Origin of the sequence: Pandoraea oxalativorans (genome assembly GCF_000972785.3) — a bacterium.
GTDB classification, from domain to species: domain Bacteria; phylum Pseudomonadota; class Gammaproteobacteria; order Burkholderiales; family Burkholderiaceae; genus Pandoraea; species Pandoraea oxalativorans.
The window spans coordinates 2,652,118-2,670,237 of the sequence record NZ_CP011253.3; the positions used below are offsets into that span (position 1 = coordinate 2,652,118).

Genomic DNA, 18,120 nt, shown 5'->3' on the forward strand with positions numbered 1-18,120 from the left:
TAATGTACATTATGTTAAATGAGGGGCGTGGGCAGCATCCAACTCCAGCGCCCAAGCATAGGTGGCATTCAAGTCTTCGTCCGCAGGTCTGAGTGCAGAACGCTCGTCCAGCGCAAATGCACGTTACGGCAGCCAGTGCTTCGTTCCACTCCACGTCGGTCCGTGAGCGCACAGCTTGCGCAACAGGTCCTCGAAAGTCCGTAGCTCGGAAAATGATAAGCACGCCATCATGTCCTCCTCTCGCCGCGCCAGTGCCGGCATGAACGCGTCATGCAGCCGCCGCCCCTTCGCGGTGATGTAGATGACTAATCTTCGTTGATCCTTCGAGTCCACCTGACGGCGAATGAGGCCTTTGGCTTCAAGCGCCGTGACGGCGCGGCTGACGTTGTTCTTCAAGTGACCGGAAAAGTCGCAGATGTCTGCGGCAGAGACCCCGTCTCTGAAGTACAGAAATATGAGCGAAAGGATCTCAGGGCGCGTCAGGCCGTGCGCAGCCTCAATGGCCCGAAATGACGGCTCCCGGTAGGCGTTGATCAGGTACCCCAATTTGTATGCGAACGGGATCGTCACCCCGTCAAGAATTTCACTAAGCGGCTGATTCATGGCGTAGCAGCGTTGAGTGCGCCTCATCCTAAAGGAAAACCCGATGCCTTATATGGTTCCATATGGAACTATATAAATCTATACTCCGGTGCGTAAATACGCAAAAAGGAAGATGGGGACGATGAAACGGACATACCTATATTCCGGGACGGCGGAACACCCGGTGTACACCGATGTCGTAGCTGCCGCATCCGACGCGCGCAAGCTCCCCATCGTCATGCTGCATGGTGGCTTTCATAATGGCACCGCCTTCCTCGCAACGCCCGATGGGCGCGAGGGGTGGGCAACGTTCTACGCCCGCCGTGGCCATGACGTGTACGTAGTGGATTGGCCTGGCCATGGCCGCTCGCCGAGCACCCCGGCCTTCTTGCAATTGTCGATGATGGACGTCGGACGGTCTTTAGGAGCCCTGTTGCAGGAGATCGGCCCGGCAATCGTGTTTGCGCATTCGGCTGGTGGCCCTATCGCCTGGTGGGTAGCCGAGAACTACCGGGCGTTTGTCGTCGCGGTGGTCGGCATTGCGCCAGGCGCACCTGCGAACCTCATTCCGGCGCTTCCGGCTTGCGCCGGCACATCTTCCGATGACGACACAGGCGGTCATCCCGTTTATGCACCGATCGACCGTCCCGCGTTTGTGGACCGGGCGTTCATCAGGCAGTTCTGGGCAAATAGCCCGCGCTTTCCGCAAGAGGCATTTGAAGCCTACGCCCGCTCCATTGGACCCGAGAGCCCGCGCATCCTCAACGAGCGCTTCAACATCGGGGGAAGCGCCCTGCGCCTGACGCATGTTGAGCGACTCAAGAGCATTCCTGTTCTTGTCATCACAGGCGATCGGGACCCGCGCCATCCGAAGGAACTCGACGGAGCGCTCGCCGAATTCCTGGGAGCGGACTTTTGTTGGCTGCCCGACGTTGGAATCAAGGGTAATGGTCACATGATGATGATCGAAGACAACCACGAGCAATTGGCAGAATGCATCAGTGTCTGGCTCGCCGAGCGGGGTCTTTGAGGGGCCGTAAACCGCACCGCTTGCTGCAATCTTAGTCGGATGCGACATGCGTGCATGACTTCATCTGAGTTCTTGATCGCACGTCCCTGCTTGCGTCGGTAGCGCCAGAGTCATTTCCTCGATCTGGCGAAAACGGCCGTCCTGGCCGCGCTGCGCGAAGAGGTATACCTCATGAAGCAGACGCTCTCCATCGCGCATGCGCAAATCGATTATGTGGCGCTCTGCATAGCAGTTGCCGTTGACAAGCTCGTCACGCACGGTGATTGTGACCCGTTCAACGATGCTGCGAAGGCGGTCCATGCGCGCCTGAAACACAGAGTATTCAATCCATTCGCCGTTGACTCGTTGACGGAAGCTGGGATCGAAATGTCGTTCGATGGCTTCAGTCGTTGTCAGCCCCGAGTTGTTGATCAGGTCTTCAATGGCATTCTTTATCGTCGTCATGGTGGCTAGGTTCTGATCGTTGGAAGACCTGTTGGCAGGCGGTCGACTGCGCTTTTCATCGACTCGCTTCCAGTACGAGCTTGCCTTGGATATGCCCGCGAGCTGCTCGCGCATGCGCTTCATTGGCGTTCGCAAGGGGATAAGTGCTGTCGATCACAGGACGAATCGCGCCTGTGCTGAGTAAGCGGCCCAGTTCCGCAAGCTGTGCACCATTCGAGCGGACCTGAGTTGCCGAAACCGTCACGGCGCGCTGGTTCGCCTCTTCGGTTCCGGAAAATCCTAGAGGAAAGACGGGGAACAGGGCACCGCCGCGCTTGATCGTACGCAGGAAACGCTCGGTGGCCGGGCCGCCAACGGCATCAACGACGAGATCCAGATCGCGAAACACATCTTCGGGTGCGGTCTTGGTGTAGTCGAATATGTCGTCTGCGCCAAGGTCGCGCAGCAGTGTTTCGTGCCTGCCGGACGCGACCGCAATCACTCGCGCGCCCTTCAGCTTGGCGACTTGCACGGCGAAATGACCAACGCCCCCCGCTGCGCCGTTCACAAGTACGGTTTTGCCATCAAGCGCAACCGGGACATGCGTGTTCGACTGCAACGGATTGGGTTCGTCGTGACCGAGATCGACGAGGAACTGCCATGCAGTGAGCAACGACATAGGCGCACTCGCAGCGTGAACATGGTCGACGCGGTCTGGCTTGAGTGCTATCTCCTCCGCCGGCACACTGACGTATTGCGCATAGCCTCTGCTATTCCCGGCGAGACCCGTGGGGAACCTCACCATCGCGTACACCTCGTCGCCGATGGAAAAGCCTTCGACGTCCTCGGCGACCGCCTCGATCACCCCCGAGATATCCGTTCCAAGGACGAGCGGAAACGCGACCTTTGGCTGCCACTCGGGCGGCAGCATCTTGTATCCGTCGCGAAGGTACCAATCTGGTGGATTGATACCGACCGCATGCACGCGCACAAGGACTTCGCCTCCTCTTAGCACCGGCATCGGTGCATCTTCGTAACGCAGGACGTCCGGGCCGCCAAACTCGTGTTGTTGAACGGCCTTCATCATTTTGGGCAACATCGCTTTCTCCTGAAGCCAAAATCGGCTATTGTTTCGGAACAGTGCTCCGAATATATGGAGCACTGTTCCGTTTGTCAAGGAAACGAATGCGAGCTGATGCCCGAAAAAACTACGACCACCTGCTGACGATCGCTCGCGAGGTGTTTGCCGAGCACGGAGCGGAAGCCGCGATGCGGGATATTGCCCGGCGAGCCGAAGTCGGACTCGGCACGCTTTATCGCCACTTTCCGACGCGTGAGGCTTTGCTCGAGGCATTGTTGCGCTCAAGCTTCGGCGCGCTGGCCGAGCGAGCCAAAAGTCTTGAAGCGTCGATGCCCTCCGATCAAGCGTTGGTGTCATGGCTGAAAGAGATCATTGCTTTCACGCATGAGCATCGCGGCATCATCGCGCCGATGATGGGGGCGATTGAGGACTCGGATTCCGCGCTACATGCGTCATGTGTCACGTTGCGCAGTGCTGGCGCGTCGCTTCTGGCCCGAGCTCAGGCCGACGGGAAAGCGCGTGCCGATTTAAGCGGAGCGGAACTGTTCGATATCATCGCGGCACTGGCCTGGCTGCGCGAGCAGTCGTCGCACGCGTCTCGTGCCGAGCGGATTTTTAAGGTCATAGCCGGTGCAATCCTGAGCCATTGAACGTCCGATGTGTCGCGCCTCCGAATGAAGATGAACGCCTCGTCTGCCGGTCATCTGGTGTCGAGGCTCGTCGGCCGGACGTGATAAGTTGGCAGGGGCAGAATTCCATTGCTGCCGCACCCCACCCGGCTTTGTCTACCCTGCCCCGATACCCAGGCTGGCGCTACGTTTTCGCTTGATGCGGCGACGTCAACGGCCTCGTGCTTCGCCGTCAAAAGGTGGGGACGAGACGCTGGGCTGGCCTTCGAGGTGGGCTATGAAAGTCCTGCGCAGTTTAGCCGCGACTACACGAGAAAATTCGGTATATCGCCAAAGCAAGACATGGCGTCGCCTTGACCGACGGATTCGCCGATGCGCGATCTATGGCATCGGCTGTATCGGTGAAATTTCGCCGGCGGTGCCCTGTGCGCAGGCCACACGCGTGGCGCGCTGTGGTTCGCCGTCCACGAAATTGGCAATATCGCTCAGCACCGGAAAAAATCGGCGCAACGGTGTGCTGATCGCGCCCAGCATCAGCGCGTGTCCAAGGTCGTAATGCCGGATGTCCACCCGGACCCCCGTCTCTTGTAGCCGTTGCGCGAAACGATCGGTGTTCCCCGGCTCGACAATGAGGTCCGTGTCCCCTACCCCAAGGAACATCGGCGGCTCGCGCCCCGTCACGAATCGGATCGGTTGGCTCGCCTCACGCACAAGCACAGGGAAGACCCAGCGAAGCGTCGCACTTTGCAGCGGCAAGAAGTCGTAAGGACCGGCCAGCCCGACGACACCCGAGACGGCGCAGGTCGAAAGGCTGACGCCAAGAAGGTATCGTTCGTCGGTCGCCAGCAAGGTCACGATTTGCGCGCCCGCCGAATGTCCCATGAGAAACAGGCGACCGGGATCGCCACCAAAGTCTCCGGCGTGGTCGGCCCCCCATCTCACCGCCCCTGCCGCGTCTTCCATGAACGCCGGAAACGTGACCTCGGGAAATGTCCGATAGTCCGGCAGGATTGCGAGAAAACCCTGTGAGGCCAGGGCTTCACCGACGAAGCGATATTCCGCACGGTCTCCGCCTTGCCAACTGCCACCGTAAAAGAATACGACGACGGGCATGCCAGCATCAGCCACCCCTGCGCGCGTGGGCACATAGACATCGAGTCGCTGCCGCCCCAAGTCGCCATAGGCCACATCGGTGACGGATCGATACGTCGTGCCGGGCGTTAGCGCATTGATCACATTGATCGGGGAACACGCACAAAGCGTCACACCGGCGGACACAGCCGAAAGGATGTTGGAAAAGTGAATTTTTGGCATAGCGCATGGCGAAGTTTTTGGCAAGGAGCGACGGTCCATTCCTCCACTGGTTGACTCCGGGCGATAAAGTGCTTCATCGCCCGGTAGCCGGAAGTAGCCCCCTCGGCCCACCTTTCTTTCATGTGTCCTTACGGCAGCAATCCACGCGGATCACGCCGTTCGGTTTTCACCGCTTTCAGCAGTTCCCCGCCTGACAGACGACCCGAACGCGCATGGCCTTCGATGGCTACGTCGCTTGATGGCGTTTCGCCGATGGGGAATCCGTTACAGATACGCATGCCACGACATTCCGGATGCACCCTGCCCGCCCGCCTGCGTGTGCTTCGCAATTCATTTCCGCAATTTTTTTCATTGAAGGTGCATCCGGCAGCCTCCGATCTTCGTATACGTCACAACACGTCTGCACAACCCTTAATTGCCTGGCAGGTCCCCAATGCGATCGACTGTCGTGATGACCTTCTGCGGGATGATTTTCGCCTTCGCTCTGGCGTGGGTGCTGCAAAAGCGTACGAAAAACGCTTGCATGGTTGACCCTATCTGGGCTGCTGCCCTGAGTCTGGCGGCAATCTTCGTGGCGACTCAGGGCACCGGGAACGCGCTCAACCGGATTTTCGTCGGCGTCGCCGGTGGGTTGTGGGGCGCACGTCTCTCCCTGCATCTGTGGCGGCGCAATTGGGGCAAGGTGGAAGACGCGCGCTACCGGGTCTTCCGCGAGCGATGGGGAGCGAAGGCCGACCGCAACATGTTCTGGTTCTTCCAGTTCCAGGGCGTGATCGCAATGTTGCTTGCGGTCGCGTTCTTCTTGCCTTCGTTTAGCGCGCAGGCTGCATCGTCACCGAGTGTGATCGCCGCAGTGCTCATTTGGGCTTGCGCGGTCGTCGGGGAAGCAAGCGCCGATCGCCAGTTGCGCGACTTCGGCAGCGATCCCACGCATCGTGCACAGGTCTGCCGCAAGGGCTTGTGGCGATATTCACGTCATCCCAACTATTTCTTCGAGTGCCTGCATTGGTGCAGCTATGCCGCGCTCTGCATTGCGATGCCGTGGGGCTGGGTGACCCTCTTCCCCCCACTGTTCATGGCATGGCTGCTGTTGAAGGTCTCGGGTATCCCGCTGCTGGAGGCGCACTTGATGGCCACGCGCCCGGCTTACCGCGAATACATGCAATCCACTAGCGCGCTGGTCCCCTGGCCACCGAAACCCGCTCGTCGGACGACATCGTCATGACGGACATTTCGCAACCCTGGAGTTCGACACAATGACTGTCTCCCTTACGCGGCCACCCTCGGCCAGCACCGGCACGATCGAAGAATCGGGACTCGTTCGGCTCTGCGAATCGGGCCTGGTACCTGACGCGCTGCTACGTGCCGGAATGCGTCAACTCATGCGGCAACGACTGAAGCAGGAACATGCGCAGCATGTCGAGCGTGGCATGTCGGCACTGTCCGACCTTGTAAAGGAATTGCGTTCGAGCCCCATCGCGATCGCGTCCCACGAGGCCAATGCCCAGCATTACGAGGTGCCGAGCGAGTTCTTCCTCGCCCACCTGGGACCCGCGATGAAGTACTCGTGTTGCTATTACGAAAGCGAGTCGACATCGCTCGCGCAGGCCGAGCAGGCCATGTTGACGCGCTATGCCGAGCGGGCACAGCTCGCCGACGGCCAGCGCATTCTGGATCTCGGTTGTGGATGGGGATCGCTCGCCCTCTGGCTGGCGGCGCGATACCCCGGGGCGCAAATCGTCGGGCTATCGAACGTTTACGGTCAACGCCGATTCATCGAAGCGTGCGCCGCGAAGCGGGGGCTGCGCAACCTTCGGATCGTCACGGGCAACGTGGCCGACTTCGACTTTACCGACGACGTCCCCGCGCAATTCGACCGGGTCCTGTCGATCGAGATGTTCGAACACATGAAGAACTACGGTGCGCTGATGAAAAAGATCGCGGGCTGGCTGAACGATCGTGGAATGCTGTTCGTGCATATCTTCGCGCATCGCCATCTCGCCTATCACTTTCAGGACCGCGACGGATCCGACTGGATGTCGCGGCATTTCTTCACCGGCGGCACCATGCCGAGCGCCGATCTGCTGCTGCATTTCCAGGAGGACCTGCGCATCGCCGACCGCTGGTGGATGGACGGGCGGCACTACGCGCGCACGGCCAACGACTGGCTCGACGCACTCGATGCTTCCAGAGAGACGGTGCTGCCGATCCTCGAGGCGCACTACGGCGCGCAGGCGCGTCTTCAACTCCAGCGCTGGCGCATGTTCTACATGGCTGTGGCAGAACTCTTCGGTTACGCGGACGGCCAGCAGTGGGGCGTTGGGCACTTTTTGTTCGAAAAGCGAGGCGCGGGCGCAGGAGGCCAGGCATGATTCGCCATTCGCCACCGCCCCACCCGCTTGCCGCCAGGCGCTTTGCCGTGCCGCTGTGCACGCCAAGGGCTGCACGCGAACGCTGGTTCGCTGTCGCGGTACTCGCCTGCGCGGCGCTGACCAGTTGCTCCGGCGCACCTCCCAACCCGAATCCGCTCGCCAACGTCCCCCTCAAGGTGGCATCGGTAGATTTGTCGCGCTACATGGGCCGCTGGTACGTCATCGCCAACATTCCCTACTTCGCGGAACGCGATTTCGTCGCGAGTCGCGCCGAATGGGTGCTGCGCGAAGACCAACGCATCGACGATCACTTCTACGGTCGCAAAGGCGGATTCGACCAAGCGGAAAGCCATTATCAGTTTCTCGATAGCGTCGTGCCGGGCACGGGCGGTGGTCACTGGCGTGTACGGCTCTTTTGGCCGATCTACGTTTCGCAACTCACGTTGTATGTGGACCCGGATTACCGCTACACGCTGCTTGGTTACCCGGACAAATCGCTCGGCTGGGTTTTTTCACGTGAGCCGACGATGGACGACGCGACGTACCGATCGCTGCTGACCCGGCTCGAAGCGATGGGGTACGACACATCGCGCTTCCGGCGCGTACCGCAATTGCCGGAACAGCTGGGTCAGCCCGGCTTCGCCACGCCAGGGCGTGAAGACTGAGCGCCGACCACCCCACTGATAGAGAGATCGCACTATGAGCCCAACGACGATCGTTTTGCCTCCCGGCCAACGTGTCGCGGTGATCGGCGCCGGCATCGCGGGCCTGGCGAGCGCATATTTCCTCGCACAAAAGTACCGGGTGACGGTTTTCGAGGCAGGGCAATACGCGGGCGGACACACGAATACCGTCGACGTCGAGCTCGACGGAATGCATGCGCCGGTCGATACTGGCTTTCTTGTGTTCAACGAGCGCACCTATCCTAACCTCATCGCCCTTTTCGACGAACTGGGCGTGCGATCCGTCGCAAGTGACATGTCGTTTTCCGTGTCCGTTGGCGGGGGCGCGCTCGAGTGGGCCGGGACCAGTCTGAACACCGTTTTCGCCCAGCGCCGGAATCTGTGCTCGCCGAGCTTTCTCGGCATGTTGCGCGACATCCTGCGATTCAACGCTTCTGCCGAGCGGCACCTCGAGAGCGCCTCGCGCGAGCGGCAGTCTGTCGGCGAACTCCTGCTGGTGCATGGTTACGGCCAACCGTTTCAGCAACACTATCTGCTGCCGATGGCCGCAGCCATCTGGTCGAGCCGCGCCGCCGATATTCTGCGGTTCCCCGCGGTGACGTTCCTGAGGTTCTGTCTGAACCACGCGCTGCTGCAGATCCGCGACCGGCCCCAGTGGCGTACCGTCGCCAGCGGCGGTCGCGAGTACGTCAGGCGCATCTGTGCCACGCTGGACGACGTTCGACTCGGCGCCCCCGTGACGCACGTGGAGCGGGACGGCGAAGGGGTGACGGTCCGGTTCGGCAACGCTGCGGCGGAGCGCTTCGATGCGGTGGTGATGGCCAGCCACGCGCCGACCAGTTTGCAGTTGCTTGGCGACGCCGACCCGGCGGAGCGCCGAGTGCTTGGCGCCGTGGGCTATCAATCGAACATTGCCGTGCTCCACACGGACCCGACGTTGCTCCCCAGACGCAGGCGCGTGTGGTCGGCGTGGAATTACGTGAGCCATGCGAGCCGGACAACGGCGTCTGATCATCCGGTTTGTGTGAGCTACCTCATCAATCAACTCCAGGCCCTGCCCTTCACTACGCCGGTGATCGTGACCCTCAACCCGGTGCGCGAGCCTGCGGCGTCTACGGTCATCGGCCGCTACGTCTACGAACATCCGCTGCTCGATCTCGGCGCGGTCGACGCCCAGTCGCACCTCCCGGCGCTGCAAGGCCGTCGACGGACCTGGTTCGCGGGCGCCTGGACCGGTTACGGATTTCACGAGGATGGCCTCAAATCCGCACTGCGCGTGGCCCGGGATTTCGATGTCCTCCCCTCATGGGCGTCCCTATGAAACCGACGGATCCGAGCGCCGCGCCTGCAGCATGGCTGCTTCGAGGGCACGTGATGCACGAACGTCTGTCACCGGTGCGGCACAGGTTCACCTATCCCCTGTTCCAGATCTCGTGCGACCTCGCACGCATGAACACCTTGGCAAGTTGGTGGTTCGCCGCCGACCGACACCGTCTTCTGAGCCTGAAGTCGACGGACTACGGACCGAGGGATGGCCGCTCGCTCGATGGCTGGATGCGTGAGCGTCTCGCGGAGTCGGGGATTCGCGCCGACGGCGCTATCTGGCTGCAAACCATTCCCCGAATCGCGGGCTACGCGTTCAACCCCGTGAGCTTCTGGTACTGCCACGACGGCGAGGGCAACCTGCGCGCGATCTACGCGGACGTGAACAACACCTTCGGTCAGCATCACGGCTACCTGCTATGCGCGCCGGACGCGACCGCCATTCGCGGCGATGTCGCGCTCGAGTGCCGCAAAGTGTTTCACGTCTCGCCGTTTGGCAAGGTCGAAGGCGAGTATGCCTTTCGCGTCAATCGGCATGGCCGGTCGTGGTCGGTGGGTATCGATTACCGCGTGGACGGCAGGTTGCTGCTGCGAACCGCCGTCGGCATGCGCGCCGAGCCCTTTACGGGCGCCGGGGTGCTGAAGACCATGCTACGCGGACCGTTCGATGCGCTGAACGTCGTATTTCGAATTCATTGGCAGGCGCTGCGGCTATGGCTCAAGCGGGTGCCGTTCCATGGCAAGTCGCCATCGTGTCGGCCTCCCGGCACGCCGATACGCGGAGCAGGACGCGAGCGCGAATTGCCACCCGCTGCCACGCCGTCCGATCAGGAGATCAGATCATGACGATGCTTCGACTTTTCACCCCGCCCACGAATGTTCCGCTTGGCGCTCGAGTCTTCTGCGCCCTGTTGCAGCGCATTCGTGTCGGGCATCTGACGCTCGTCGCGCCCGACGGCTCGACACAGGTTTTCGGCAAGTCCAATGAGACGCCCGGCGCCACACTTCAGATCCGCGACTGGCGAGCCTGTCGGCAGATCATGCGCGCGGGCGACATCGGTTTTGCCGAGGCCTATATTGCGGGGTGGATCGATACGTCCGACATCGCCGCACTGCTGCGCCTGGCGCTGCGCAATCGGTCGACGATCGACCGTTCCATCGTCGGGTCGCGCTTGAGCCGGGTCTGGTTTCGTCTTAGGCATGCCTTGCGCCGTAATTCGCGCGCGGGCAGCCGGCGCAATATCCACGCACATTACGATCTCGGCAATCGGTTTTACGGCTTGTGGCTCGATCCGACCTGGACCTATTCGAGCGCATTGTTCGAAGGTGATGCGCAACGCTCGCTGGCCGACGCGCAACGCGCGAAGTACCAGCACATCGTCGACACGCTCGGCCTGCGCCCCGGCCAGCGCGTGCTCGAGATCGGTTGCGGCTGGGGTGGTTTTGCCTTGCACGCGGCAAGCCAGGGTATTGCGGTCCACGGCATCACCTTGTCGCATGAACAGCTCTCCCTTGCACAGGCGCGTATCGCCGACGCACGTGCGTCACCGTTGGCGACGGTCTCGCTCACGGATTACCGGGACGTGCAGGGGCAGTTCGATGCCGTGGTGTCGATCGAGATGTTCGAGGCGGTCGGTCAGGCCTACTGGACACGATATTTCAATGTGCTTGCCGAGCGTCTTCGTCCTTCCGGTCGGGCGTTGATCCAGACGATCACGATCGCCGATGCGGCTTTCGAGGCCTATCGCGGGTCCAGCGACTTCATTCGGGAGTTCATTTTTCCGGGCGGCATGTTGCCGAGCGTGTCGCGTTTCGTCGCGTCGGCGCGCCGGTCCGGCTTGCACGCCAGCGAGACCATGTCATTCGGACTGGACTATGCCCGCACGCTAAATCACTGGCACGCCGCATTCTCGTCCCGAATCGACGAGGTTCGCGCGCAGGGGTTCGACGAGACGTTTATCCGCACCTGGCGCCTCTATCTGAAGTATTGCGAGGCCGCGTTCGACGAGCGGCGCATCGACGTCAATCAATTCCTGCTCACGCGAGGGGCATGAGATGTTTGCGCGCGCATTTTTCGGTATCTGGCTCGACCCCCGCACCCGTGCCCCATCGCTGCGCGAGCGGTTGCTTGGCGAAGGCTCATGGACGATGGCATCGATGCACTTGTCCGCAGAGCGAGTGGCGGTGTTACGCGCGATGTGGCTCTATCTGGTTCTCGGGCAGTTGGGGTGGTTGATCTGCGTGTTGAGTGCGGCGCGCGGCGGAGGCTGGGGGCCGTCCAATTCGTGAAGGAGTCGCAAGCCTACGCGGTGCTCGCGTGCGGATGGGCCGTCATTCTGGCCGGTCTCATATCCGGTGGCGGTGCCGAGTTCGTCCTCTGGTTGCCACTCGCGTCGGACGGGCAAAGTGAGGTCCCTTGCCGCGACAGCGAGTCGGCAAGTATCCAGACACGTGGAGTAGCGTAGCCTTTCGCCCCTCGCCCGGATACCTGCCGCTTGCATCAGTAAGGCGGGTTGACGACGATGAACTGCGTCCCCTGAGGTTGATACCACGTGTTGCCGCACTGCTGATAGATCATGCCGCGGTAGTTCACAGGCACGCAGTTTGCCGGGACCGAATGCACGATCGATCCGACGACGGCGGCCGTCACGCCGACGGCCGCCGTGACGGCCGCGGCCGTCGCGACCGGATGGTAATCGTCATCCCATCCGCCGTGGTAGTAGCCACCGCCATGGTTGTCGACGTTGACGTTCACATTGCGATTGACGTTGACGTTATTGACGTTATTGACATTATTGACGTTGTTCACGCTGGTGTTGCGCACATTGCGGGTGCGGGCGTCGGGTTGTCGATTACCTGTATTACCCGCATTCGGGCGCTGCGCGGCGGGCTGACCGGACCTGCCACCACCACCGGCGTGCTCGCGCGCATGAGCCCCACCGCCGCCACGGCCTGCGGCCTCCGAGGGCGACATTGGCGCGAGAATTGCGGTCAGCGACGTTGCGACGACACACAGGCGTACGAAGGGGGAGCGTCGTGTTGTCATGATGTCACCCCTTGTTGGCCGGCAGTTGAACGGCTTCGATCCGCTTTGCGCCCGCTGGCGGCCGGAAGTCGAAGGTCGACGGCTTGATGGAGAAGCCCGGTTGCCAGGACAGGATCGAGACGGACTGCGGACGTGCGTCGTCGTCCGTGCGCGTTACCACGACCTTGCGTGGCAAGGGTTTGCTGCCGCTGGTGATCCAGATCTGCCAGTCGATCCCGGGCTGCCGGAAGGCATAGTGATCGCAAAGATCGTTACCGACATAGTCCTGTCCCGCGAACATGGCCGAATCGAATTTCTGATGCTGGGCATCGGGCATCCCCCACGAGAAGAGGTCGGCGAGCGGAAGTTCCACGCCGTACCGTGCGCGTAGTGCCTCGACCAGCTGGGCCAGCGTGCCATCGAACGGCACCGACGCGTAGTACTTGTGTTGCGGCGAGTACAACGTTGCCTGCTTCCCGTCGTAAATGATCTCGCGCTCGGTCCGCGCGCTCTTCATGACCGCGCGCAGCCGATGCGGCCGATCGACTTCGAGGGTGGCGTTCGCACCGTGCTGAAGCTTTTGCCCGTCCGCCAGCACACGCTCCCCGGTCAGATCCGTGAAAACGCGAAAGCGCTGGAGCGATTGCAGGTAGGTCCCCATCGAGTGCAGCGCCTGAACCGCGTCGGGATCGACGCTGCTCGCCGGTGCGGACGGTGCACTTGCAGGGACCGCCTGCTGTGCCCATGTCACCGTGACCGTCGATGCTGCACCTGTCGTGAGCAGCATCAGGATTGCCAATGCCTGTCGTCTCATCGTTATGCCTCGGTTGGGGGAGATGCGGTGAAGGGGAAATGCCGAAGGTTGGCGCATGCCGATGCGGAGATGCCCGGCAGACACTCTGAACCAATATAGCGCGCAGAACCGTCGAAGCCAAGGCGATTGTCCCCAATTGCCCGATGGGGAATCCGCGTTGCCCGAAGTCCCCGATGGCGGTTGGCTCGTATTCCAAAGAAAAATCCCGCTATATGGACACGACCGCCGTGTCCTGCGTGTCGGGACAACCTCATCGGGCTACTACAGCATTTCTTCCGCCTCGGTGGGCGCGCAACTGGGGAAATCGCGGCGTTCTCTATGTACATCCGGAAGACGCCTCTGATTTGGAAATGGAGCTGTCGGTCGCGTATTGCGTCACATCAGTTCGCGATACCACGCCGAAAGCGCGTCGCTACCTGCTACGCCATTGCGCCACAGGAATGCCGTCAACGCGTCCTCAAACTCCTCGGTGCCCTCCTCGAACTTCTCGTGGATCGCGTCGCTCGACAGGTCGTCCCGCAGAACTTCGATGGCGGCATCGACCGCTTGCCGTGCGCGCTGCGGAAGGTGCGGCAGCAACTCCGTCAACGCGTTGATTTCTGCCTGTACTTGGTCGTCGCTCTTCTTGGTCACGGTGCTTTCCTATCTAAAACATATTCGGTGTAGCAATCACTTTTCCGAACATCGGGGGATGCGATCCTGGCCGCTCAACGAGCGTAACTGTTTCCAGCTCGATTTCGGACACGCTTTGGGCTTCCTGACAGGTATGCACCACGCCCTGTATGTGTCGACTTGCTTGTCCGTAAGGCATTTGTCGAAATCCTTGATCCCAAGATATTTGGGTGGGAGAGCGGCAAAACCGTTTGTGAAGCCTGTCATCAAAGTCGTCGCAAACACGAAGTGTAATGAAAGTCGCATGATTCACCCCTCAATTCCAAAATGACTTCGAAACGCCGCAGGCGGCAATCCGTATTTCCGTTGGAAGGCCCGGCGCATTTGCTCGTCCGACGTGAATCCACATCGGTCGGCGATCAGTGAAATGCCGCTGGTGGTCGTCTCGAGCATCAATCTGGCTCGCGAAAGCCGTACGTCCTGTACGGCAGCGTACGGTGAGCACCCCATCGCAAGCTTGAAACGTCGCTGAAATGTTTGCGGCGTCTGGCCCATTTCGGCGGCCAGCGCTTCCACACTCCACCGCCTGTTCGGGCTGACGGAAACCTTGGTCATCAGCGCCGAAAACGCCTGTGCCCCCGCGCTTTCCTGCATCAACAGCGTTTCGCTGAATTGCGCCTGCCCTCCCGGCCGTCTCAGATAAACCACCAACTTCTTTGCAATCGAGGCCGCGACGCCGTAGCCGCAGTCGTTTTCGATAAGCGCCAGCGCGAGATCGATGCCCGCCGTTACCCCTGCCGAGGTCCACACATTGCCGTCGTTGACGAAGATCGGTGTCATCTCGACGGCGATTCGGGGGTAAGCGGCCTGAAGTGCATCGCAGCGTCCCCAGTGAGTCGTCGCGCGACGTCCGTCCAGCACGCCCGCGGCCGCCAGCAGAAAGGCACCGGTGCACACCGAGCAGAGCCGCCGGACAGTGGGTTGCGAGAGGGAAATCGCGTCGGTGATGGCAATGTCGGCGCAAGCCGCGTCGACGCCGGGACCGCCCGGAACGATGACCGTATCCGCTTGCGCGAGACGCTCCAGCCCTTCGTCCACCAGAATGTCCGGCCCCGCACTGGCATGCACCCGACCGGGCCTCGCCGTGATCGTCGTCAGCACATACGGCGGATGGAGAGCGTCCCGGTTCGCCAGTGCGAAGACCTGCATCGGTCCGACCAGATCGAGCGGTTGATACCCGTCGTAGACAAGAAAAACGACGTTGCGCGGCGGCGGTGACGGAAAAGGCGGGGTTTTTGAGTTTTTTTCCATTCCTCGCTACCTAGAGTCGGATCGTTCACTTTCGCCGAGAGACCGATGTTATGACGAATGCGCAACTCCGTGTGGGTGTGATGATGTTTGCGGGCATGACCCAGCTCGATATGACCGGGCCTTTGGAAGTCCTGAGCGCCGTGCCCGGCTGGACGGTTGATCTCGTCGCCCCGACGATGTCGCCGGTGCTCTGCGGCAAAGGGTTTGCGTTCACGCCGACCGTCGACTTCGAGAACGCACCCCAGTACGACCTGCTCGTCGTACCCGGCGGTCCGGGGGTAGACGACGCCATGCTTGACCGCACCATCGTTTCGTTCGCGCAGACGCAATCCTCTCACAGCCGTTACGTGTTCGGCATTTGTACCGGCTCCCTGCTCCTCGCCGCCGCAGGATGCCTCACCGGGCGTCGCGCCAGTTGTCATTGGCAAGCCGTCGAGTTCCTGCCGTACTTCGGCGTGATCCCGAGCCGGGACCGAATGACGATCGACGGTCGCTTCTTTACCTCTGGCGGTGTGACTGCCGGGATCGACATGGCGCTCAAAGTCGTCGGTGAACTGGCGGGCGTCGACGTCGCACAGGGCATTCAACTGCTCATCGAATACGACCCGGAGCCGCCGTTTCAGGCGGGCGTCCCCGAGACAGCCCCCGCTGCCGTCGTCGAGCGTCTCACGGCGTCCACCGCCGCGCGTCGGGAGCGACGATTGCTAGCCGTGCTAAGCGCGTCGAAAGCGGCCGGGTTTGCATAACGGCAAGGCAGGATTTAATGGTTGAGATCGATAAGCGCATCTAAGCGCATACGACATGGCAGACAGGACGCGTCAAATGAAAGCAAATGACATGGTGTTAGACGATCAGACGTTTGCGCACGGCGCGCAAGGCGTGTCCGAAAAAACGGTCGACTGGCGAACGATTCTTCTGGCCAGCGTCGGCGGCGGACTGGAGTTCTACGACTTCATCGTGTACGGGATCTTCGCCCCTTATGTTGCGAAGTCCTTCTTCCCGACGGGCAATGGGGCGACGTCGATGATCGCGACGTTTGCTGCCTTTGCCGTCGGCTATCTCGCGCGCCCGCTTGGTGGGGTCGTTCTCGGTCACATTGGAGACAAGTTCGGACGTCGGCTGGCGTTCCAGCTCTCGCTCGTACTGATGACCGCGACCACGGCGGGGATGGCGCTCATGCCGTCTTATCAGACGATGGGGGTGACGGCGAGCATCGCGTTCGTGGCATTACGTTTTCTGCAGGGCGCGTGTATTGGCGGTGAATTACCCGGCGCGATTGCGTACGTCGTCGAGTCGGCCCCCAGGAAAAGCGGATTGGCATGCGGCGTCATGTTTGCTTGCGTGAACTCGGGGAGCCTGCTGGCTGCAATCGTCAGCCTCGGTTTGCATGCGTGGCTGACGGACGCGCAGATGCTGGCTTATGGATGGCGGGCGGCGTTTCTCGTGGGCGGCGGACTCGGGGCTGTCGGCGCGTTGATGCGTAGCGGACTCAAGGAGACGGCACTCTTCCTGTCGATCAGACAACACAAGCGTACGAAGCTTCCGGCGGTTGAAGTCTTGCAACGTCACTGGTTTCAGGTCATCACTACCATTGGCATCGTCGGGCTCAATCAGGCGCTCATTGCGCTGCTGAGCGTCGCGATGGTCCCTGGAGTTGACCCTGTAAAACCGGACACACCATCACACTAAGGTTGCTGAATCCATCGAGCGCCGGAACTCGCGAGGCGAGCGGTATTTCAGCGCGCTATGGGGGTGCTTCTCGTTGTAATGCTCAAATGCAATGGCCAGATTGTGAGCAGCGGTTGCAGCATCCGGCTTCGGCATGAAGGCGACGTAGTCGCGCTTCATCGTTTTCACGAAGCTCTCGGCCATGCCGTTACTTTGCGGACTGCACACGGGCGTGGTCAATGGCTTTAGTCCGATGTTCATCGCAAACCGGCGCGTATCGTCAGCCGTATAGCCCGAACCATTGTCGCTCAGCCACTCGATTTCGGACGGCGTATGCACCTCGTTGCCGAACCGATTTTCCACTGCGGCCAGCATCACGTCGCGCACAATGTCGCCGCTGTGGCCTGCTGTCGTCGCCGCCCAGCTCATCGCTTCTCGGTCGCAGCAATCCAGCGCAAACGTCACACGCAGCGGCTCGCCGTTGTCGCAGCGGAACTCGAAGCCGTCCGAGCACCATCGCTGATTGCTGCGCGCGACGGCCACTTTGCCATCATGTCGACGGTGGGCTCGCGGCGCAATCGGTCGGCGCTGCGTCAGCAGCCCATGCGTTCGCATGATGCGATAAATGCGCTTGGCATTGAACGGCGCCAGTCCAACTGCAACGCGCTCGTTGCGCAACGTGCCCCAAACCCGCCGGTAGCCATAGCTGGGCAAATCGCCGACGACACGGCGGATTTCCTCGACTACAGTTTCGTCGTCGGTCGGCCTTGATTGCCGGCCATCGCGCCACGTCGCCGGACGCGACAGTCGTGCCGATACGTTCGAGCGCGACACGCCGAGAACTTCACAGACCAGTTTCACTGGCCGTCCTCCGGCAGCAAGGGCGAGTGCGCTATCCATTTTTTTGCTCGGCTGTATTCAACTGCTTCCCGGAGAATCTCGTTCTCCATTGTTTTTTTGCCGAGCATCCGTTGCAGCTCGCGAATCTGCTTGAGCGCATCAGCCAACTCCGATGCCGGAACCACTTCTTCGCCAGCCTTGACCGCTGACAGGCTACCGTCCTGGTACAGCTTGCGCCAGTGGAATAGCTGGTTCGGGTTCACGCCGTAATGGCGCGCGACCATTGAAACCGATTTTCCCGGTTCGAAACTCTCGCGAACCATCGACAGTTTCTGCTCCGCCGTCCAGCGACGCCGGCGCTCTGGGCCCGTCAACACTTCCATCACTTCCTGCTTGGTGTTAGTCAAAAACAC

20 protein-coding genes and 1 pseudogene are annotated in these 18,120 nt (G+C 61.2%); 12 read left to right on the plus strand and 9 right to left on the minus strand.

All coding sequences use genetic code 11. The features are described from left to right. Window positions 1-123 precede the first annotated feature (123 nt). On the minus strand, window positions 124-603 hold the full coding sequence (locus MB84_RS11890; protein WP_046293708.1) for a MarR family winged helix-turn-helix transcriptional regulator: 480 nt from the start codon (window positions 601-603) through the stop codon (window positions 124-126). Between the two features lie 163 nt (window positions 604-766). Between MB84_RS11890 and MB84_RS11895 the strand changes: the two genes are divergently transcribed. Then, window positions 767-1,612 (plus strand): alpha/beta fold hydrolase, encoded by an 846-nt coding sequence (locus MB84_RS11895; protein ID WP_245725540.1) that lies wholly within the window; start codon window positions 767-769, stop codon window positions 1,610-1,612. 60 nt (window positions 1,613-1,672) lie between these two features. Here MB84_RS11895 and MB84_RS11900 read toward each other — a convergent pair whose 3' ends face one another. Next, window positions 1,673-2,170 (minus strand): nuclear transport factor 2 family protein, encoded by a 498-nt coding sequence (locus MB84_RS11900; protein ID WP_245725541.1) that lies wholly within the window; start codon window positions 2,168-2,170, stop codon window positions 1,673-1,675. Then, window positions 2,112-3,134, minus strand: coding sequence for an NADP-dependent oxidoreductase (locus tag MB84_RS11905; RefSeq protein ID WP_046291926.1), 1,023 nt, complete (start codon window positions 3,132-3,134; stop codon window positions 2,112-2,114). The genes MB84_RS11900 and MB84_RS11905 overlap by 59 nt, the downstream gene beginning before the upstream one ends. Window positions 3,135-3,220: 86 nt before the next feature. On the opposite strand from MB84_RS11905, the gene MB84_RS11910 reads away from it, so the two are divergent. Beyond that, complete coding sequence (locus tag MB84_RS11910) at window positions 3,221-3,766, plus strand: TetR/AcrR family transcriptional regulator (RefSeq protein WP_046291927.1); 546 nt, start codon at window positions 3,221-3,223, stop codon at window positions 3,764-3,766. Between the two features lie 360 nt (window positions 3,767-4,126). Here MB84_RS11910 and MB84_RS11915 read toward each other — a convergent pair whose 3' ends face one another. Beyond that, window positions 4,127-5,098, minus strand: a complete 972-nt coding sequence (locus tag MB84_RS11915; protein WP_245725542.1) for an alpha/beta hydrolase — start codon at window positions 5,096-5,098, stop codon at window positions 4,127-4,129. A gap of 183 nt (window positions 5,099-5,281) precedes the next feature. Between MB84_RS11915 and MB84_RS30750 the strand changes: the two genes are divergently transcribed. The 8 genes and pseudogenes from MB84_RS30750 to MB84_RS31710 all read left to right on the plus strand — a co-directional run. Beyond that, the gene (locus MB84_RS30750; protein WP_211279394.1) at window positions 5,282-5,590 is read left to right on the plus strand and encodes a hypothetical protein; all 309 of its coding nucleotides are present in this window, start codon (window positions 5,282-5,284) and stop codon (window positions 5,588-5,590) included. Next, on the plus strand, window positions 5,493-6,284 hold the full coding sequence (locus MB84_RS11920) for a DUF1295 domain-containing protein (protein WP_046291929.1): 792 nt from the start codon (window positions 5,493-5,495) through the stop codon (window positions 6,282-6,284). Before MB84_RS30750 ends, MB84_RS11920 begins: the two co-directional genes overlap by 98 nt. Before the next feature lie 31 nt (window positions 6,285-6,315). Then, window positions 6,316-7,431: an SAM-dependent methyltransferase gene (locus MB84_RS11925; protein WP_046291930.1), complete on the plus strand. Its 1,116-nt coding sequence runs from the start codon at window positions 6,316-6,318 to the stop codon at window positions 7,429-7,431. Beyond that, complete coding sequence (locus tag MB84_RS11930; RefSeq protein ID WP_084009739.1) at window positions 7,428-8,096, plus strand: lipocalin family protein; 669 nt, start codon at window positions 7,428-7,430, stop codon at window positions 8,094-8,096. Before MB84_RS11925 ends, MB84_RS11930 begins: the two co-directional genes overlap by 4 nt. A 34-nt stretch (window positions 8,097-8,130) precedes the next feature. Next, entirely contained in the window at window positions 8,131-9,435 is a 1,305-nt protein-coding gene (locus MB84_RS11935; RefSeq protein ID WP_046291931.1) for an NAD(P)/FAD-dependent oxidoreductase, read from the plus strand. Then, entirely contained in the window at window positions 9,432-10,283 is an 852-nt protein-coding gene (locus MB84_RS11940; protein WP_046291932.1) for a DUF1365 domain-containing protein, read from the plus strand. Before MB84_RS11935 ends, MB84_RS11940 begins: the two co-directional genes overlap by 4 nt. Then, window positions 10,280-11,491, plus strand: a complete 1,212-nt coding sequence (locus tag MB84_RS11945) for an SAM-dependent methyltransferase (protein ID WP_046291933.1) — start codon at window positions 10,280-10,282, stop codon at window positions 11,489-11,491. Before MB84_RS11940 ends, MB84_RS11945 begins: the two co-directional genes overlap by 4 nt. Before the next feature lie 4 nt (window positions 11,492-11,495). Beyond that, window positions 11,496-11,573: pseudogene (locus MB84_RS31710) on the plus strand (chalcone isomerase family protein); the annotation flags it as partial. Between the two features lie 364 nt (window positions 11,574-11,937). Here MB84_RS31710 and MB84_RS11960 read toward each other — a convergent pair. From MB84_RS11960 to MB84_RS11975, 4 genes are all read right to left on the minus strand, one after another. Beyond that, window positions 11,938-12,483: a hypothetical protein gene (locus MB84_RS11960; RefSeq protein ID WP_046291935.1), complete on the minus strand. Its 546-nt coding sequence runs from the start codon at window positions 12,481-12,483 to the stop codon at window positions 11,938-11,940. 4 nt (window positions 12,484-12,487) lie between these two features. Continuing rightward, on the minus strand, window positions 12,488-13,276 hold the full coding sequence (locus MB84_RS11965; RefSeq protein WP_046291936.1) for a DUF2092 domain-containing protein: 789 nt from the start codon (window positions 13,274-13,276) through the stop codon (window positions 12,488-12,490). A 375-nt stretch (window positions 13,277-13,651) separates the two neighbouring features. Then, on the minus strand, window positions 13,652-13,909 hold the full coding sequence (locus MB84_RS11970) for a hypothetical protein (protein WP_046291937.1): 258 nt from the start codon (window positions 13,907-13,909) through the stop codon (window positions 13,652-13,654). Window positions 13,910-14,197: 288 nt separating this feature from the next. Next, window positions 14,198-15,199 (minus strand): GlxA family transcriptional regulator, encoded by a 1,002-nt coding sequence (locus MB84_RS11975; protein WP_046291938.1) that lies wholly within the window; start codon window positions 15,197-15,199, stop codon window positions 14,198-14,200. 50 nt (window positions 15,200-15,249) lie between these two features. On the opposite strand from MB84_RS11975, the gene MB84_RS11980 reads away from it, so the two are divergent. Together MB84_RS11980 and MB84_RS11985 are read left to right on the plus strand one after the other, a co-directional pair. Then, window positions 15,250-15,945 (plus strand): DJ-1/PfpI family protein, encoded by a 696-nt coding sequence (locus MB84_RS11980; RefSeq protein WP_046291939.1) that lies wholly within the window; start codon window positions 15,250-15,252, stop codon window positions 15,943-15,945. Between the two features lie 76 nt (window positions 15,946-16,021). Next, window positions 16,022-16,888, plus strand: coding sequence for an MFS transporter (locus tag MB84_RS11985; RefSeq protein ID WP_052653232.1), 867 nt, complete (start codon window positions 16,022-16,024; stop codon window positions 16,886-16,888). Here MB84_RS11985 and MB84_RS11990 read toward each other — a convergent pair. Further along, a protein-coding gene (locus tag MB84_RS11990; RefSeq protein WP_157122856.1) for an IS3 family transposase occupies window positions 16,880-18,090 on the minus strand; the annotation gives its coding sequence in 2 pieces (ribosomal slippage) (window positions 16,880-17,775 and window positions 17,775-18,090; 1,212 coding nt in all). The genes MB84_RS11985 and MB84_RS11990 overlap by 9 nt on opposite strands. Between the last annotated feature and the right edge of the window lie 30 nt (window positions 18,091-18,120).

Excerpts from the sequence above, each read along its gene's own strand:
- MB84_RS11965 (WP_046291936.1), bottom strand. The coding sequence starts at position 13,276 with ATGAGACGACAGGCATTGGCAATCCTGATGCTGCTCACGACAGGTGCA.
- MB84_RS11920 (WP_046291929.1), top strand. The coding sequence starts at position 5,493 with ATGCGATCGACTGTCGTGATGACCTTCTGCGGGATGATTTTCGCCTTC.
- MB84_RS11935 (WP_046291931.1), top strand. The coding sequence starts at position 8,131 with ATGAGCCCAACGACGATCGTTTTGCCTCCCGGCCAACGTGTCGCGGTG.
- MB84_RS11925 (WP_046291930.1), top strand. The coding sequence starts at position 6,316 with ATGACTGTCTCCCTTACGCGGCCACCCTCGGCCAGCACCGGCACGATC.
- MB84_RS11910 (WP_046291927.1), top strand. The coding sequence starts at position 3,221 with ATGCGAGCTGATGCCCGAAAAAACTACGACCACCTGCTGACGATCGCT.
- MB84_RS11900 (WP_245725541.1), bottom strand. The coding sequence starts at position 2,170 with ATGCGCGAGCAGCTCGCGGGCATATCCAAGGCAAGCTCGTACTGGAAG.
- MB84_RS11915 (WP_245725542.1), bottom strand. The coding sequence starts at position 5,098 with ATGGACCGTCGCTCCTTGCCAAAAACTTCGCCATGCGCTATGCCAAAA.
- MB84_RS11980 (WP_046291939.1), top strand. The coding sequence starts at position 15,250 with ATGACGAATGCGCAACTCCGTGTGGGTGTGATGATGTTTGCGGGCATG.
- MB84_RS11985 (WP_052653232.1), top strand. The coding sequence starts at position 16,022 with ATGAAAGCAAATGACATGGTGTTAGACGATCAGACGTTTGCGCACGGC.
- MB84_RS11890 (WP_046293708.1), bottom strand. The coding sequence starts at position 603 with ATGAATCAGCCGCTTAGTGAAATTCTTGACGGGGTGACGATCCCGTTC.
- MB84_RS11975 (WP_046291938.1), bottom strand. The coding sequence starts at position 15,199 with ATGGAAAAAAACTCAAAAACCCCGCCTTTTCCGTCACCGCCGCCGCGC.
- MB84_RS11945 (WP_046291933.1), top strand. The coding sequence starts at position 10,280 with ATGACGATGCTTCGACTTTTCACCCCGCCCACGAATGTTCCGCTTGGC.
- MB84_RS11940 (WP_046291932.1), top strand. The coding sequence starts at position 9,432 with ATGAAACCGACGGATCCGAGCGCCGCGCCTGCAGCATGGCTGCTTCGA.
- MB84_RS11930 (WP_084009739.1), top strand. The coding sequence starts at position 7,428 with ATGATTCGCCATTCGCCACCGCCCCACCCGCTTGCCGCCAGGCGCTTT.
- MB84_RS11960 (WP_046291935.1), bottom strand. The coding sequence starts at position 12,483 with ATGACAACACGACGCTCCCCCTTCGTACGCCTGTGTGTCGTCGCAACG.
- MB84_RS30750 (WP_211279394.1), top strand. The coding sequence starts at position 5,282 with ATGGCTACGTCGCTTGATGGCGTTTCGCCGATGGGGAATCCGTTACAG.
- MB84_RS11905 (WP_046291926.1), bottom strand. The coding sequence starts at position 3,134 with ATGTTGCCCAAAATGATGAAGGCCGTTCAACAACACGAGTTTGGCGGC.